Below are 15,372 nucleotides of genomic sequence, written 5' to 3'. Positions count from 1 at the left end.
TTTAAATCTCTACATAACGGCTAATAATATGCTTGGCTTGATTGTCAATTTCGGGAAATAGTATTTGATGACTAATACCAAAAGATTTTAAGTCATCGCAAATTGTGCTTTTTGCGTGCTTATTAATAATCAGCCTTTCACCATTATAAAATCTTTGCCAATCTTGCATAAAATTTGCTGGTGTTAATTTATTATTTTCTATACCAAAAATTAAAAAAGCTCCTTGTTGACTTTTAATTCTTTCATTATTTAAAGTTGGTTTAACACACAAAACCCTATTAAAATCACGAATATCTATATTTGGCAAAAAATAAGGCTTATCTTTACGAATATCATTCAATAATTGGATAATCTCTGGATATTCATTAAATATTTTATTGATAGCCTTGAAATAACCATCATTTAAATCTTTGGTTTGATAACTTAAAATATCATCATCTATTTGTGTATTGATATTAATCAAATTATCTTGTAAATTTAAAGGATTTTTTCTTAATTGATTAAGCAAGATATTGGTATCCGTCAAAAAATCTTGATGAGCCATTTTTCTATAAAATTCTACATCAAATTTTTCATCTCTTAAACTTAATGCAGATAAAATTGCCACCGTATCGCTATCGTGATGCTTTATTTCATCATTCGGAATATCAAAAACCAAAACTTCGCCATTTTGTTCATCATCATCATTATTATTAACTGCAAAATATAGAGCTACCAAAACATTAGTTGTAATATCTAAAATTCTGGTTTTATAGCCATAATGTTGCATTCTAACCAATTTTTCAAATAAATTTTCGTGTGGATAAAAATATTCAGCACATTCTGTTAATGTGTCCTTTATCATTTTATGTTCATATTTTATAAATTCATCGCTGCGATAAATGCTTGGCTCTAATTCAAACTTAAAATTCGGGTGTCCACGAAAAAATCGTGTAAATCCTTGCTTTGGTTTGCCTAATTGCGTTAATTTATTTGCCAACTCTGCAATACTGTTAATTTCACTCATCACCATCTCCCAAATCCAACTGTGATTGTGCGGTCTTTTTACTGCGAGATTTCTTAGGTTTATCAGTTGTATCATTGTCCATTGGGCGTATCATTTCTTGTATATATCTAATATCGTCATTATTAAACCCATACTTTGCAAACAACTCTTCATCAGTCCAAGGTTTTGAGAAATCCTGCATTGGCACAAGCTGATAAACTCTTTTTGGTGCATCTTGCGTATTTTTTATAAGTGTAATTAGAAAATGGAAAAATTGTGTATTGATATAACTCATTACATTTTTACAAGTTTGCTCACTATCAAAACAACCAATTACCAAATAAGTCTCTGTGCAAGCAGTATTTATGCCTGCGTAAATTGGTTTTAATAAATCACTTTTACTATCACCACTACCAAATGCCTTTGGTACAATAATCTTATGTTTTAAAATCCAGTCTTTATTTCTTAAAATATCAGATAGTTTTATATATCCTACGCCACCATTTTGATACAAAATTATATTCTCATTACAATTGACATAAGGTTTAGGGTTTCCTTTAACATTAGTTGCCAATCCAAAAGGTTTTCTTGAACTTACTAAATCAGAAAAACTTTTTTCATTTAATTTTTTGACCTTACTAAGAATTGATACGGCTTGATTATAGCGGATAAAAACATCAATTCCTTTTTCTTTTAAAGGTCGTTTTACTTGGGAAATACAATGATCGTTATCATAGGTAGATACCATGCAATCATCATTATGGCTTTTATCCCACAAAAAATAATTAACGCCACCTTTGATTTCTACATTATCAAAACAATCTTTTGAATTAGGAAAATCGTGGATTTCTTTAATGTGTTTATCATTCAACATATTGTCCCGAAATTCATCAAGCCCTTTACCACCTGCAAACCAACGGCTAGGCGTAATCATAATGAGATAATTGGGATTAAGTTTTTTGGCTTGTTCAATAAATTTATGATAAATCGGGGCGGCACTTGCTCCTGCACCACCATCGCTAAGCTGATAAGGTGGATTACCAACAATCACATCAAATTTCATTTTTTCTAACTCTTTATATTGGTTTGATTTATTGGTATGGATAAACGCATAGGCATGGTTTTCTAGCCCTTTACGCTCACCGAATACCGCTTCACTTGCACCGCATTGTGTGCATTTACCATCTTGAAAAATATGCTCTACCTGCCCAAAAATGATATTCCCCATATCATCATCAAAGCCTGTACAGATAGATAGCCGTGAATTGGCTTCTTTGGCACAATAGACACTACGGCGAGACAGCAATGCCGTCAGATGTGTGATGGCGATACCAAAGACTTGCTTGGTCAGAATATGGTTAATGCGAATTTGCCTGTCAGGGATTTGCTTAGCAAGTCCTTTATCCAATCGCTTGACAATCTCACGCAAAAATACGCCTGACTTACACACAGGGTCTAAGAATGTCGCTTGGGGATTTTGCCAAATATCAGCTGGCAACAAATCAAGCATTTGATTGGCAAGTTTCGGTGATGTAAAAACTTCATCATTAGAAAGACTGGATAAACAATCAAGCACATCAGGGTTGTACGCCAATTCAAATAAATTTAATTGACCCTTGCCAATATTATCCAAATCAGGAACGATGTTGCTATCCACTTGAATATTTTCTACCTGCATATGCTTATCCTTGTTCAAATAAATTTAAAAAATGAATTGGGGGATATTCTTCAATTGGCTTTGCGATAAAGCCTTTGTCAATCGGTGAAGCGTTATCTACTTTTTCTACCAAATTTTCATAAACAAAATCACGGCGATTTATCTTGATGTCGCCAACAAAAGTCCATTCGCTAAACATAATGGCATGACCATCATTATCCTTGAGCGTCAAAGCATCACCATGGACGATATTTTTTGATAATAAAAAGTGAGCAACATCCATTACGGCTGGATTGATATGCTTAAAATGCGTCTGATAATGCGTCTCAAATAACCCCAACAATCGGCTACGACACTCACTGACATTATCAGCAAGCAGTTCAATGCCATAAATACTTGAAATCGCCCAAATAGCATCTCGCTCATAGTGGCTTTGGGAATATTTGGGGGATTTTTGGCTTTTGTTGATTTGTGATTTTGCCAATACTGTCGCAAGTTTGCGTGTTAAGATTTCTGCCAAAAAATTGCCTGTACCGCACGCAGGCTCAAGAAAACGACTGCCTATTTGCTGACTTTGGATTTTGACCAAATCAAGCATGGCACGAACCTCACGCTCATGAGTAAAGACCTCGCCATGGTCAGCGACACGCTTTTTGGATTTGGTTTGGGATTGAGTTTTGGCGGTATCTGTCATTTTGCACCGCCTTTTTGGAGTTGATATAAATTTTGGACAACAAAAAGTCCGCCCATAATATTAGGCAGACTTAAGATGAATGGAGCTTGATTAGAAAATTGAGACGAAATCAGCCAACGCTGAACAACGCTGAACAACGCTGAACAACGCTGAACAACGCTGAACAACGCTGAACAACGCTGAACAACGCTGAACAACGCTGAACAACGCTGAACAACGCTGAACAACGCTGAACAACGCTGAACAACGCTGAACGCTAGCAGAAAGTATTTAGACATTGCAAGTATTTTTTGGTAAATAATTATTTGCATTATAAACAAAGACGGTATGAAATTAAACTATCTTTTTCACGCTATCGCACTTCCCCATGCCCAAAGACCACCCATTTTTCAGAAGTCAGTCCATGCAGACCCACAGGGCCACGAGCGTGAATCTTATCCGTTGAGATGCCAATCTCAGCACCCAAGCCATATTCAAAGCCATCGGCAAATCGGCTGGATGCATTGACCATCACACTTGATGAATCGACACGACGCACGAATGCATTGGCGGTGGTGTAGTTCTCAGTGATGATGACATCGGTATGATGGCTGCCATAGTGATTGATGTGGCTGATGGCATCATCTAGGTTGCCCACCACTTTGACTGCCAAAATCGGCGCGAGATACTCAGCGTACCAATCGTCCTCACTCGCCATTTGATAGGCATCACCTTGTCCTAGAATCTCATGGCTCATCGGACACAGTCGAAACTGCATGGCACTATCCGCATCCATCATCGCCTGTGTGATGGCAGGCAGTAATTCTTTCGCCACCGTTTCATGCACGAGCAGCGTCTCCATAGTATTACACGTGCCATAGCGTGATGTTTTGGCATTGGTAGCGACCTTGATTGCCATATCGTGATTGGCATCTTTATCGATATAGGTGTGACAATTACCATCCAGATGCTTAATCACCGGCACGCTTGCCCCACGACTGATACGCTCAATCAGCCCCTTGCCACCACGGGGAATCACCACATCGACCGACTCTTTCATCGTGATCAAATGATCCACCGCCGAGCGGTCTGTCGTTGCGAGCACCTGCACCACATCCTGTGGCACGCCTGCCATCTTAAGCCCTGCATGGATACAGGTAGCAATGGCTTGGTTGGAGTGATACGCCTCAGAACCACCCCGCAAGATGATGGCATTGCCCGATTTGATGGCAAGGCTTGCTGCCTCAATGGTGACATTTGGGCGAGACTCATAAATCATCCCGACGACGCCGAGTGGCACTCGCATCTTACCCAGCTGGATGCCCGATGGACGATAGGTCATTTGGCTGATTTCACCCACAGGGTCAGGCAGGGCAATCACATCATCCAGCGATGCAATCATACCATCAAAACGTGCGTCATTAAGCACCAAACGGTCAAGCAGTGACGCCTCAAGCCCATTATCCTGCCCTGCCTTGACATCAATGGCATTAGCATCAAGTACGGCTTGTTTTTGCTCAATCAACACCTGCTTGATACAGCTTAGGGCGTGATTTTTGGTTTGGGTGTCGGCGGCGGCAAGCACAGCGGCAGCGGCTTTGGCTTGGCTACCGACCAACTTCATATAGCTTGGAACATCGGTGATGGTGGTCATGTCGGCATTTCCTTTGGGATTTTGGTCGTCATTGATAGAAATTATCAGATGCTATGATAGGCATTGTAAGCACTCTTGGGCAAAAATACCACCATTTTTGCGTGATTTGTCGGGTGCAACGGGTGAATTTGCTTGGCTTTTGGCACATTGTGGCAATTTTTTAGAAGTTTTTGTGAAAAATCGTGCAAAAAACGTGAAAAATGTTTGCCTTTATCTTGGTTTTGGGTAAAAATATGCTAGTACAAATTTATACTTTTGTCATGCCAGGGTTTGGCGAGTTTTTTGTATATGTGATTTTAAGAATATTCATCAATAGGAATTTTCATGACCGATTTACGCCCGATTGCCCTTGACTTACAAGACATTCATAAAAGCTACGGCTCACTTGAAGTACTAAAAGGCGTTTCTTTGACCGCTCATGATGGCGACGTGATTAGCATTTTGGGTTCATCAGGTTCAGGCAAATCAACCTTGCTACGCTGTGTTAACCTGCTTGAGAACCCAACTTCAGGCAAAATCATCGTCGGTCAAGAAGAGCTCAAACTCAAAACCAAAAACGGCGAGCTTGTGGCGGCGGATAACCGTCAGCTAGAAAAATTCCGCTCAAAGATTGGCTTTGTGTTCCAAAGCTTTAACCTATGGCCACACAAAACCATTTTACAAAACATCATCGAAGGCCCAACCCAAGTACTGGGCATCAGTAAGGATGAAGCCATCAAAGATGCTGAGCGTCTATTGACCAAGGTCGGTCTATTGGACAAAAAAGATGCCTATCCTGACAATCTGTCAGGTGGTCAACGCCAACGTGTCGCCATCGCTCGTGCTTTGGCAATGAAGCCACAAGTGCTATTATTCGACGAGCCGACATCAGCACTCGACCCTGAGCTGGTCAATGAAGTGCTGGCTGTCATGCGTGAGCTGGCCGCCGAAGGTCGCACCATGCTGATTGTCACCCATGAGATGCGCTTTGCTCGTGAAGTCTCAAGCAAAGTGGTGTTCTTGCATCAAGGTCGCATCGAAGAGATTGGCACGCCCGAAGAAGTCTTTGACAACCCAAAATCAGCGCGCGTGCGTGAGTTTATGGCGTCACACCGCTAAATTTTTGTTTCTCTCAACACGAAGGATTTTACCATGCTAAATCGTCTCGCTACTTTCGGTATCATCAGCGCCATCGCACTGGCTGGCTGCAACCAAGACAAAGCCCCAGCAGCTGACGCACCAAAAGCTGACGCTACCAAAACCGAACAACGCCACCTAAAAATCGCCACCGAAGCGGCATACCCTCCGTTCAACGACACCGATGCCGATGGCAAAATCATCGGCTTTGATATTGATGTCATCAATGCGGTCTGTGCTGAGATGAATGCACACTGTGAAGTCGTCGCCCAAGATTGGGACGGTCTAATCCCGGGTCTAATGGCGAATAAATACGATGCCATCATCGCAGGTATGTCTATCACCCCTGAACGTCAAGCACAGGTTGACTTTAGTGAGCCGTATTTTGCTAACACCATGATGTGGCTTGCCAAAAAAGACGGTAGCTTTGACCCAAATAACATCAAAGGTCTTGTGCTAGGTAGCCAACGCTCAACCACAGGCGCTGACTACATCAGCAAAAACTATGATGGCAAAGACGGCAACACCGTTCAGCTATATGACACCTACACCAATGCTTATCTGGACATGAAAGCAGGTCGTAACGCCGCTGTCATGGCAGAAAAAGTATCAGCCTCTGATTGGCTAAAACAACCAGGCAACGAAGCCTTTGGTCTGGTTGGCGAAGAAATTGACAACAATGACAATCTAGGTATCGCCGTACGTAAAGGCGACGCCCTAAAAGCTGACATCGATGCAGCACTTGCCAAAGTCAAAGAAAGTGGCAAATTGGACGAAATCAAAGCAGTATATTTTGCTAAATAATCCAACGCTCATTTGACCACAACTTGGGCGTGATTGCCACGCCCTTTTTATCTTTTTTTTGGAGTTTGTCATGAAACATACCGTTAAGTTTGCCACCGCCCTACTCACCGCTGCTGTACTGTCTGCTTGTGGTAATGACAAGCCTGACACCGCAGCTGCTGCCCCTGCAGCAGACACCGCTGCCGAAAAGCAAATTCGCATTGCCACCGAATCTAACTTTAAGCCATTTAGCTACCTTGACACCCAAGGCAACCTAGCAGGCTTTGAGATTGACCTTGCCAATGCACTGTGCGAAGAGATGAAAGCCAAGTGCGAAATCATCTCACAAGACTGGGACAGCCTAATCCCAAGCCTACAAGCCAACAAAGCGGATGCCATCATGGCAGGGATGTCAATCACCGAAGAGCGTCTAAAAGTGGTTGATTTTAGCGAGCCATATTTTGATAATACTTTGGTATTGATTGGCAAAAAAGGTGATGCCATCACCATCAATGACATCGCAGGCAAAACTGTCGCCACACAGCAAGCCACCGTATCAGCCGATTATCTTGCCAAAAATTACCCACAAGCCACTGTCAAAACCTATGACAAGCAAGACAATGCTTATCTGGATTTGACCGCAGGTCGTGCTGAACTCATGCTATCTGACATCATGCCAGTGACCGATTGGCTGACCACTGAACAGGGTCAAGGCTTTGAAATCAAAGGCGAACCTATCGATATCGGCGATAAAGTTGGTATCGCAGTCCGCAAAGATGATGCCGAGCTAAAAGCTTCATTTAACGCCGCCTTGGCAAGCCTAAAAGCCAATGGCAAATATGCCGAAATCGCCGCTAAGCATCTTGGCGATACCGTTAAGGCTCAGTAATACTCAGTAATACAAAGGAATTGCTATGAAAAAATTTCATCTACTTGGTTCGGGTCTATTGGCACTTGCTATCAGTGCTTGTAGCCAACCTGCCGAAAAAACCGCCGAAGCCGCCCCTGCTGATGCACCGGCTGCGAGCGCCAAAGCGGATTTGAATGATTTACGTATCGCCACCGAATCAAACTACAAGCCATTTAGCTATCTAGATGCCGAAGGTAAGCATCAAGGCTTTGAGATTGACTTGATTCATGCACTATGCGAAGAGATGAAAGCCAAATGCACCATCGCATCGCATGACTGGGACAGCCTAATCCCTGGCTTGACCGCCAACAAATACGATGCCATCTTTGCTAGTATGTCAGCGACTGATGAGCGTCGCAAGACAGTGAATTTTAGCGACCCATACTTCAATAACAAGCTGGTCTTGGTTGGCAAAAAAGGCGACACCGCCACCATCAAAGATATCGATGGTAAAGCCGTTGCCGCACAGCAAGCCACCGTCGCATCAGGCTATATCGAAACCAATCATCCAAAAGCCGAGCTAAAAATCTACGACAAGCAAGTCAACGCCTATCTAGATTTGTCATCTGGTCGCGTGCAATATCTATTGTCTGATATCGCCCCTGCATCAGATTGGTTAAAAACCGAGCAAGGTCAAGACTTTGAAGTCAAAGGCGAGCCTATCGACATCAATGACAATGTCGCCATCGCTCTACGTAAGGAAGATACTGAGCTTGCCAATCATTTCAACACCGCTTTGGCAAGCCTAAAAGCCAATGGCAAATACAAAGAAATCGCCAGCAAATACTTTGACCCAGCTGTCTTGGGCGAATAATCTGGACGATTGATACACGTTTCACATGGAACAGGTTGTCATCATAAAAACGGGCAACCTGTTCGCTATCACATCAAGGAGAAGAGTGATGAAATTGACAAAATTTGGTCTAGCAGCAGCCGTGATTGGTGCGCTGACATTGACTGCGTGCGGTGGCGAAGATAAAGCCGCCAAAACCGAAGGTGAAGTACTGCGTATCGCTACAGAGGGTGCTTATGCGCCATTTAACTTCACCAATCCAGATGGCACTTTGGGCGGTTTTGATGTGGATATCGCCAATGCACTGTGTGACAAAATGCAAGTCAAATGCGAAATCGGCGCACAAGCTTGGGATGGCATTATCCCTGCGCTAAAAGCTGACAAATTTGACGCCATCGTCTCAGCGATGTCAGTCACGCCAGAGCGTAGCGAGCAAGTGGATTTTACTCAGCCGTACTACATCAACAGCCTAGTATTTGTTGCCAAAAAAGATTCAAGCTTTGACCCGACATCAGCGACCGATATCGAATCAGCCAAAATCGCCGCTCAAGGCTCAACCTTTTCAAGCACTTGGCTGACCCAAACTTATCCAAACAGCAAGCCACAGCTGTATGATACTTTGGACAATGCCTTTATCGATTTGGGCAATGGCCGTGCTGATGCGATGATTTCGGATAAGCTACCTGCATTGACTTGGCTAAAAACCGACCTTGGCAAGGATTTCGCCATCAAAGGGGATGACATCCAAAGCGATGACAAGCTAGCGGTTGCAGTCAATAAAGGCAATGCCGAGCTACTCAAGAAGTTTGACGATGCCATCGCCGCCATCAAAGCAGACGGCACTTATAAACAAATCGTCGTCAAGCATTTTGGTGAAGAAGGTATGCCAAAAGGCATGGAATAATCGCCAAAACCTGTGCCAAGATTTTGTTTCATGATGCAGGCAAATTTGCTAAAATACGCCCGATGACTGTTTTTGCGGTCATCGGGTGATTGAAAATTCATAAAGGTTTTCTCGTGTTTGAATTACAAGGCTACGGCCCGCTTTTAATCAAAGGCACCATACTTACCGTAAAGCTTGGACTTGCCAGTCTGATTTTTGGACTGATTTTCGGGCTATTGGGTGCGCTTGCCAAACTGTCAGGCATTTGGATTTTGGAAAAAATCGCCAATGCCTATACTACGATTGTGCGTGGTATTCCTGAGCTGTTGGTCGTATTCTTTATTTTCTTTGGCGGTAGCGTGATTTTGGCTGCCTTGCTCAAGCAATTTGGCTACACGGGTCGTATCGACATCAGCCAATTTTGGGCAGGTGTAGCGGCATTGTCCATCATGTTTGGGGCGTATGCTACCGAAGTCTTTCGCATGGCAATCCAAGACATCCCAAAAGGTCAATGGGAATCCGCCCAAAGTATCGGCATGAGCTCATTGCAGACCTTTCGCCGTATCATCTTGCCACAGATGTGGATGGTGGCACTACCGGGTCTTGGCAATCTAACCTTAGTGCTACTCAAAGATACCGCTTTGGTGTCATTGATCGGCTTACAAGACTTGATGTATTTTTCACAGCGTGCTGCCCAGTCCACTCAGCAGCCGTTTACTTTCTTTTTGGCAGCCGCCTTTATTTATTTGGCATTGACATCCATCATCACTGTCTTGATGATGTGGTTCGAAGATCGTGCCAATCCTGCGGCACGCTACGCCAAAAAACTTCGTAAGCTTGGGGGCAAATCATGAGTTGGAACTGGCAAGCGATTTTTGAGCATTTTCCCGAACTGCTCAAAGCCTCCATCACCACCATTGAGCTTGTGGTATTGAGCTGTGCACTGGGCTTAGTGTTTGGCGTGGCGTTGGGTCTATGGCGACTGTCGCCGATTGCGTGGTTACGAGCCATCCCTGCGGCGTATATTTTCTTTTTTCGTGGTACACCGCTACTGGTGCAGATTTTCTTGATTTATTATGGCTTGGGTCAATTTGACGCTGTCAAAAACTCATTTTTGTGGGAACCCGTCTTTAGCAAAAACTACTGGTGCGCCATCATCGCCTTGACGCTCAACACCTCAGCCTATATCGCCGAAATCGTGCGTGGCGCTGTACAAGCCGTACCAAAAGGCGAGCTTGAAGCGGCTGATGCCATCGGCATGTCAAAATCCCAAAAATTAAAACGCATCACCCTGCCTCGTGCCTTTGGTATCATGATTCCTGCTTATAGCAACGAAGTGATTTTTATGCTCAAAGGCAGTGCTTTGGCAGCCTCAATCACTGTGGTTGAGCTGACGCACAAGGCGCGTGATATTATCGCCAAGACCTATCTGAACCTTGAGATGTTCTTTGCTGCTGGTGTGATTTATTTGGTGATTAGCTGGATTTTCTTATTTGGTTTTCGCCAATTTGAACGCCATATCAATCGCCACAAACGCTATGTGCCACCGAGCACCAAATCATAAGCATGGCTTAAATGGCTTAACAAAAAAAATACCGCTCATCATCACGATTGAGCGGTATTTTGTTGGTGAACTTAAGCTTGACCTGTCTGCACATCTACGCCAAACAGCGCATCCACCGCTTGATCGTCAAAGTGATATTCTTTGCCACAAAATCCACAGTCCATCACCAAAGCGCCCCCATGCGCCGCAACCAGTTGCTTAGCATCTTCTAGCCCAAGCTGCATGATTGCGCCTTGTGATTTTTCTGCCGAACAAGTACAAGCAAAATGCAGCGGCACACTCTCAGGCAACACCACTTCTTCTTCGTGATATAAGCGGTACAAAATCTCATCAGCAGGCAAATCGGTGATTTCATCCGCTTTTAGCGTATTAGTCAAAACCGTCAAGCGATCCCACAAATCAGGGTCGTTTTCTTTATCAGCATCGCTCTGTGGGAGTAGCTGTACAAGCACGCCGCCTGCGGTTTCATCATTGGTGGCAAGCTTGATGATGGTTGGGATTTGCGCTGATTGTTTTTGATAATGTGCCAAGCACTCGCCCAGATTGTCGCTCACTCGCTCAACAATCCCTTGATACGCTTCGCCCTTATCAGGATGAATGCTGATAAACAGCACGCCTGCACCAAGCTCGGCAAAGGCTTGATTACTCGTGCTCAATGATGCCCACAGTGCTTGATTATCATCACCATCAGCATTAAAACCTGCCAAAGCGCGCACCGCACCTGTATGGTCGCACTCTGCCATCGCCCAATTAAGCTTGGCAGTATCATCCGAGCTTTGTAGCTGAATGGAGAGTTTGCCATCGATTTTGAGCGTGCCAATCAATAGGCTTGCTGACACCAGCATCTCGCCAAGCAATGCTTTGATGGCGGCCGGATAGGCTTTTTGGGCGATGACCGTTTGGTAAGCGTCCGTTAGGCGTACCACATCCCCACGCACGACAGAGCCGTCAATAAAAAAGCGTTGGCGGTAATTTTCGGTATAAGTTGTCATAGTTTCATCCCAGTCAATAAGATGCCCCTAATATGGGGATGATGGGCGATTTTGCAAATGTTTTGTCTCAAGGCGGTGCAATTTGGCTAAATTTTGCACAAAATTTGCAAATATTTGCAATTTGTCATAAGTATAGTCAAAATAAGCCGTGTGATTGGCGTGATTTTTCCTTATAATACATCAACTTTTATTTGGTTGTCTAATCAACCGGCTTATTTATCATTGGAGTTATTATGCGTATTTTTCGTTCATTGATGCCTGTGGTGTTTGGCACTGCCCTGCTATCAGCCTGTGGCGGTGATAAGCCAGCAGAACAACCTGCACCAACCAAAACCGAAACCAGCGAAGCGCCAAAAACCACCGCAAGCGACCTACTTGAGCGTCTAAACAGCGGCGGCACGATTATCGTCGGCACCGAAGGCACTTATGCGCCATTTAGCTATCATGACGAAACTGGCAAGCTAACTGGCTATGATGTTGAAGTGACCCGTGCCATCGCTGATAAGCTTGGCGTAAAAGTTGAGTTCAAAGAAACTCAATGGGATGCGATGCTAGCAGGTCTGGATGCGGGTCGTTTTGACATGGTGGCAAACCAAGTCAACCTACAATCAGAAGAACGCAAAGCCAAATACGACGGCACAACCAACTACACCTACTCAACCGCTGTCGTACTTGCCAAGCCAGAAACGCAAGTGGCAAGCTGGGAAGATCTAAAAGGCAAAAAATCAGCACAATCATTGACGGTGAATTTTGGTAAAATCGCCGAAAAATACGGGGCGACACTTGAGCCAATCGAAGGTCTATCACAAGCCATCACATTGGTTCAACAAGGCCGTGCTGATGTTACCATCAATGACAAGCTGGCTGTGCTTGAATACTTCAAAGCCAAGCCTGACCACGGTCTAGTCATCAAGCTAGAAGGTGGCAAAGAGTATGAGCAAAGCTCAGGTATCGCCTTGCGTAAAGGCGAGGAAGCAGCCGTTGCCAAGCTCAATGACGCCATCAAACAGCTACAAGATGACGGCACTTTGGCACGCCTAGGCGAGCAGTTCTTCGGTCAAGATGTCAGCAAGCCACAACAATAATCGCTGATCATCTCTTAGCATGGCTTAGCTTAGCTTAGCTTAGCTTAGCTTAGCTTAGCTGTGCCACGATACTGTTTTTATTCGACAAACCCAAGGCTAGTTGCAGTCTTGGGTGGAGTTTTTCTATGCTCACCACTTTACTGTCTTCGTTGCCGTTCATGACACCCGATCGAGCTCAGATTGTCATCAGCTCATTTTTGCCGATGGTAAAGGGTGCGATTTATTATTCAATCCCTTTGGCGATTGTGTCGTTTTTTCTGGGGCTTGTGATTGCTTTGGTTGTGGCGCTCATTCGCATTGTGCCACGCACCACACCTGTGCATCAGCTACTGTACGGCATGGCTGGCGTCTATATTTCTGCCATTCGTGGCACGCCCTTATTGGTACAGTTGTTCATCATTTTTTATGGACTGCCAAGTCTTGGGCTCAAGCTTGACCCTGTACCATCTGCCATCATTGCATTTTCGCTCAATGTCGGTGCCTATGCCGCCGAAACCGTACGAGCGGCGATTTTGTCCATTCCAAAAGGTCAATGGGAAGCGGGTACAAGCGTCGGTCTTGGCTATATGCAGACCTTTCGCCATGTCATCTTGCCACAGGCGTTTCGTGTCTCCATTCCGCCTTTATCCAACACCTTTATTAGCCTTGTCAAGGACACATCGCTGGCATCATTGGTGCTCGTGACCGAGCTATTTAAACAAGCGCAAATCATCACCGCACGCAATTATGAATTTATGCTCGTGTATATCGAAGCTGCGCTCATTTATTGGGTGATTTGTCTTGTGCTCAGCTTTGTGCAGACACGCCTTGAGCATCGCTTTGACCGCCATATTGCCAAATAGCTACGGGATTTAGGATTGATATGATACAAGTAACCAATATTCATAAGACATTTGGCGACAATGCCGTCCTAAAAGGGATTGATTTGACCATCAAAAAAGGTCAAGTGGTGGTTATTCTTGGACCATCAGGCTCAGGCAAGACGACTTTTTTGCGCTGTCTGAATGGGCTAGAGCTGCCTGATGCAGGGCAAATCCGCTTTGATGATGGCTCATTGACCGTCGATTTTGGCAAAAAACTACCCAAAGCCGACCTGCAAGCCTTGCACAAAAAATCCGGCATGGTGTTTCAGTCTTATAATCTATTCCCCCACAAAACTGCCCTACAAAATCTGATGCTTGGGCCTATCGTCGCCCAAAACCGCCCAAAAAGCGAAGTTGAACAAGAAGCCTTGGCGCTACTTGCCAAAGTGGGACTGGCGGATAAAGCTAATCTATACCCTTATCAACTCTCAGGCGGTCAGCAGCAGCGTGTCGGCATCGCAAGGGCGCTCGCCATCAAGCCTGAACTGCTATTGTTCGATGAGCCGACATCAGCGCTCGACCCTGAACTGGTGCAAGATGTGCTTGCCACGATGAAACAGCTTGCCCATGATGGCTGGACGATGGTTGTGGTAACGCATGAGATTAATTTTGCCCGTGAAGTGGCGGATGTCGTGGTACTGATGGAAGGCGGACACATCATCGAAGCAGGTAGCCCCAAGCAATTATTCGAAGATTCAACCCATCCCCGTACCCAAAGCTTTTTGCAACAAATTCGGCGTTAAACCAAAAAAACCAAGCCATAACAATGACTTGGTTTTTTGGCATTTGTCTGCTTATAGTGCTTTGCACTGGTCTTCTTTATTGCCATTGACACGGTTGGCTTGACCGACGACTTTTTTGGTATTGCCTTTGCATTGCAAATTACCATTGACATGGTTGCGTTCAGCACGCACACTGCCACGGTTGTCAAACAGCTGAATGTCGCCATCAACACGCACACCACTGACACGCACGGTTGTTGATTGCTTGACTTGGATATTGCCATTGACCGCACCGCCCGTGATGCTCACCGAATTTGCCTTGTCAGCTTGGACATCGCCATCGACCGTAGTGCCGTTTAGCGTACAAGTGCCACGCACCACGACATCACCATCAATACGCTTTTTGCCAAGTGTCGATGAACAGCTCACATCACCTGCGTGTGCTGTACCTACCAAAGCCATCGCCATTGGCAAACCCAATGCCAAAGTTTTTAATAACGCTTTCATCATATTCTCCTTAAAATCCATGATAAATTCATGTTAATTGAATGAGTGAACAATTGTTCTATTTTTATTAGATGTAACAAAATATGTATTACAAGCGTTTTTACATACATTCACAATTTATTCAAGCTAAATTACAATCAGCGAGAAACAAGACATTCTGCGTCAAACTTAGCAATACATCTGTT

At 44.3% G+C, this 15,372-nt stretch carries 18 protein-coding genes; 11 read left to right on the top strand and 7 right to left on the bottom strand.

From position 1 onward, the window contains the following. Window position 1: 1 nt before the first annotated feature. The 5 genes from B0680_RS03640 to B0680_RS03620 form a co-directional block, all read right to left on the bottom strand. Window positions 2–1,006, bottom strand: a complete 1,005-nt coding sequence (locus B0680_RS03640) for an FRG domain-containing protein (RefSeq protein WP_158078296.1) — start codon at window positions 1,004–1,006, stop codon at window positions 2–4. Beyond that, window positions 999–2,663, bottom strand: a complete 1,665-nt coding sequence (locus B0680_RS03635; RefSeq protein WP_078253697.1) for an Eco57I restriction-modification methylase domain-containing protein — start codon at window positions 2,661–2,663, stop codon at window positions 999–1,001. Before B0680_RS03635 ends, B0680_RS03640 begins: the two co-directional genes overlap by 8 nt. Window positions 2,664–2,667: 4 nt before the next feature. After that, entirely contained in the window at window positions 2,668–3,336 is a 669-nt protein-coding gene (locus B0680_RS03630; protein WP_078253696.1) for a DNA methyltransferase, read from the bottom strand. Beyond that, complete coding sequence (locus B0680_RS03625; RefSeq protein WP_143821343.1) at window positions 3,333–3,614, bottom strand: hypothetical protein; 282 nt, start codon at window positions 3,612–3,614, stop codon at window positions 3,333–3,335. Before B0680_RS03625 ends, B0680_RS03630 begins: the two co-directional genes overlap by 4 nt. A gap of 74 nt (window positions 3,615–3,688) precedes the next feature. Continuing rightward, complete coding sequence (locus B0680_RS03620) at window positions 3,689–4,969, bottom strand: glutamate-5-semialdehyde dehydrogenase (RefSeq protein ID WP_078253694.1); 1,281 nt, start codon at window positions 4,967–4,969, stop codon at window positions 3,689–3,691. Here B0680_RS03620 and B0680_RS10720 point away from each other — a divergent pair. From B0680_RS10720 to B0680_RS03585, 8 genes are all read left to right on the top strand, one after another. Further along, complete coding sequence (locus B0680_RS10720; RefSeq protein ID WP_143821342.1) at window positions 4,968–5,198, top strand: hypothetical protein; 231 nt, start codon at window positions 4,968–4,970, stop codon at window positions 5,196–5,198. The genes B0680_RS03620 and B0680_RS10720 overlap by 2 nt on opposite strands. A 95-nt stretch (window positions 5,199–5,293) precedes the next feature. After that, window positions 5,294–6,067, top strand: coding sequence for an ABC transporter ATP-binding protein (locus tag B0680_RS03615; protein WP_078253693.1), 774 nt, complete (start codon window positions 5,294–5,296; stop codon window positions 6,065–6,067). A 33-nt stretch (window positions 6,068–6,100) separates the two neighbouring features. Further along, window positions 6,101–6,889, top strand: coding sequence for a transporter substrate-binding domain-containing protein (locus B0680_RS03610; RefSeq protein ID WP_078253692.1), 789 nt, complete (start codon window positions 6,101–6,103; stop codon window positions 6,887–6,889). 70 nt (window positions 6,890–6,959) lie between these two features. Further along, on the top strand, window positions 6,960–7,757 hold the full coding sequence (locus B0680_RS03605) for a transporter substrate-binding domain-containing protein (protein WP_078253691.1): 798 nt from the start codon (window positions 6,960–6,962) through the stop codon (window positions 7,755–7,757). A gap of 25 nt (window positions 7,758–7,782) precedes the next feature. After that, window positions 7,783–8,592, top strand: coding sequence for a transporter substrate-binding domain-containing protein (locus tag B0680_RS03600; protein WP_078253690.1), 810 nt, complete (start codon window positions 7,783–7,785; stop codon window positions 8,590–8,592). 88 nt (window positions 8,593–8,680) lie between these two features. Continuing rightward, the gene (locus B0680_RS03595) at window positions 8,681–9,475 is read left to right on the top strand and encodes a transporter substrate-binding domain-containing protein (RefSeq protein ID WP_078253689.1); all 795 of its coding nucleotides are present in this window, start codon (window positions 8,681–8,683) and stop codon (window positions 9,473–9,475) included. A 113-nt stretch (window positions 9,476–9,588) separates the two neighbouring features. Beyond that, window positions 9,589–10,308, top strand: coding sequence for an ABC transporter permease (locus B0680_RS03590; protein WP_078253688.1), 720 nt, complete (start codon window positions 9,589–9,591; stop codon window positions 10,306–10,308). Continuing rightward, entirely contained in the window at window positions 10,305–11,018 is a 714-nt protein-coding gene (locus tag B0680_RS03585) for an ABC transporter permease (RefSeq protein WP_078253687.1), read from the top strand. The genes B0680_RS03590 and B0680_RS03585 overlap by 4 nt, the downstream gene beginning before the upstream one ends. A gap of 71 nt (window positions 11,019–11,089) precedes the next feature. Here B0680_RS03585 and hslO read toward each other — a convergent pair whose 3' ends face one another. Further along, window positions 11,090–12,010, bottom strand: coding sequence for an Hsp33 family molecular chaperone HslO (hslO, locus tag B0680_RS03580; protein ID WP_078253686.1), 921 nt, complete (start codon window positions 12,008–12,010; stop codon window positions 11,090–11,092). A gap of 233 nt (window positions 12,011–12,243) precedes the next feature. Between hslO and B0680_RS03575 the strand changes: the two genes are divergently transcribed. From B0680_RS03575 to B0680_RS03565, 3 genes are all read left to right on the top strand, one after another. Beyond that, window positions 12,244–13,095, top strand: coding sequence for an amino acid ABC transporter substrate-binding protein (locus B0680_RS03575; protein ID WP_078253685.1), 852 nt, complete (start codon window positions 12,244–12,246; stop codon window positions 13,093–13,095). 125 nt (window positions 13,096–13,220) lie between these two features. Beyond that, window positions 13,221–13,937 (top strand): amino acid ABC transporter permease, encoded by a 717-nt coding sequence (locus B0680_RS03570; RefSeq protein WP_456080956.1) that lies wholly within the window; start codon window positions 13,221–13,223, stop codon window positions 13,935–13,937. A 20-nt stretch (window positions 13,938–13,957) separates the two neighbouring features. Further along, complete coding sequence (locus B0680_RS03565) at window positions 13,958–14,701, top strand: amino acid ABC transporter ATP-binding protein (protein WP_078253684.1); 744 nt, start codon at window positions 13,958–13,960, stop codon at window positions 14,699–14,701. A 51-nt stretch (window positions 14,702–14,752) separates the two neighbouring features. Here B0680_RS03565 and B0680_RS03560 read toward each other — a convergent pair whose 3' ends face one another. Continuing rightward, entirely contained in the window at window positions 14,753–15,187 is a 435-nt protein-coding gene (locus B0680_RS03560) for a polymer-forming cytoskeletal protein (protein WP_211271253.1), read from the bottom strand. Between the last annotated feature and the right edge of the window lie 185 nt (window positions 15,188–15,372).

The organism is Moraxella pluranimalium (genome assembly GCF_002014825.1).
In the GTDB taxonomy this organism is placed as follows: Bacteria; Pseudomonadota; Gammaproteobacteria; order Pseudomonadales; family Moraxellaceae; genus Moraxella; species Moraxella pluranimalium.
The sequence above is the reverse complement of the archived record's forward strand: the minus strand, read 5'-3'. Positions and strand labels throughout refer to the sequence as shown.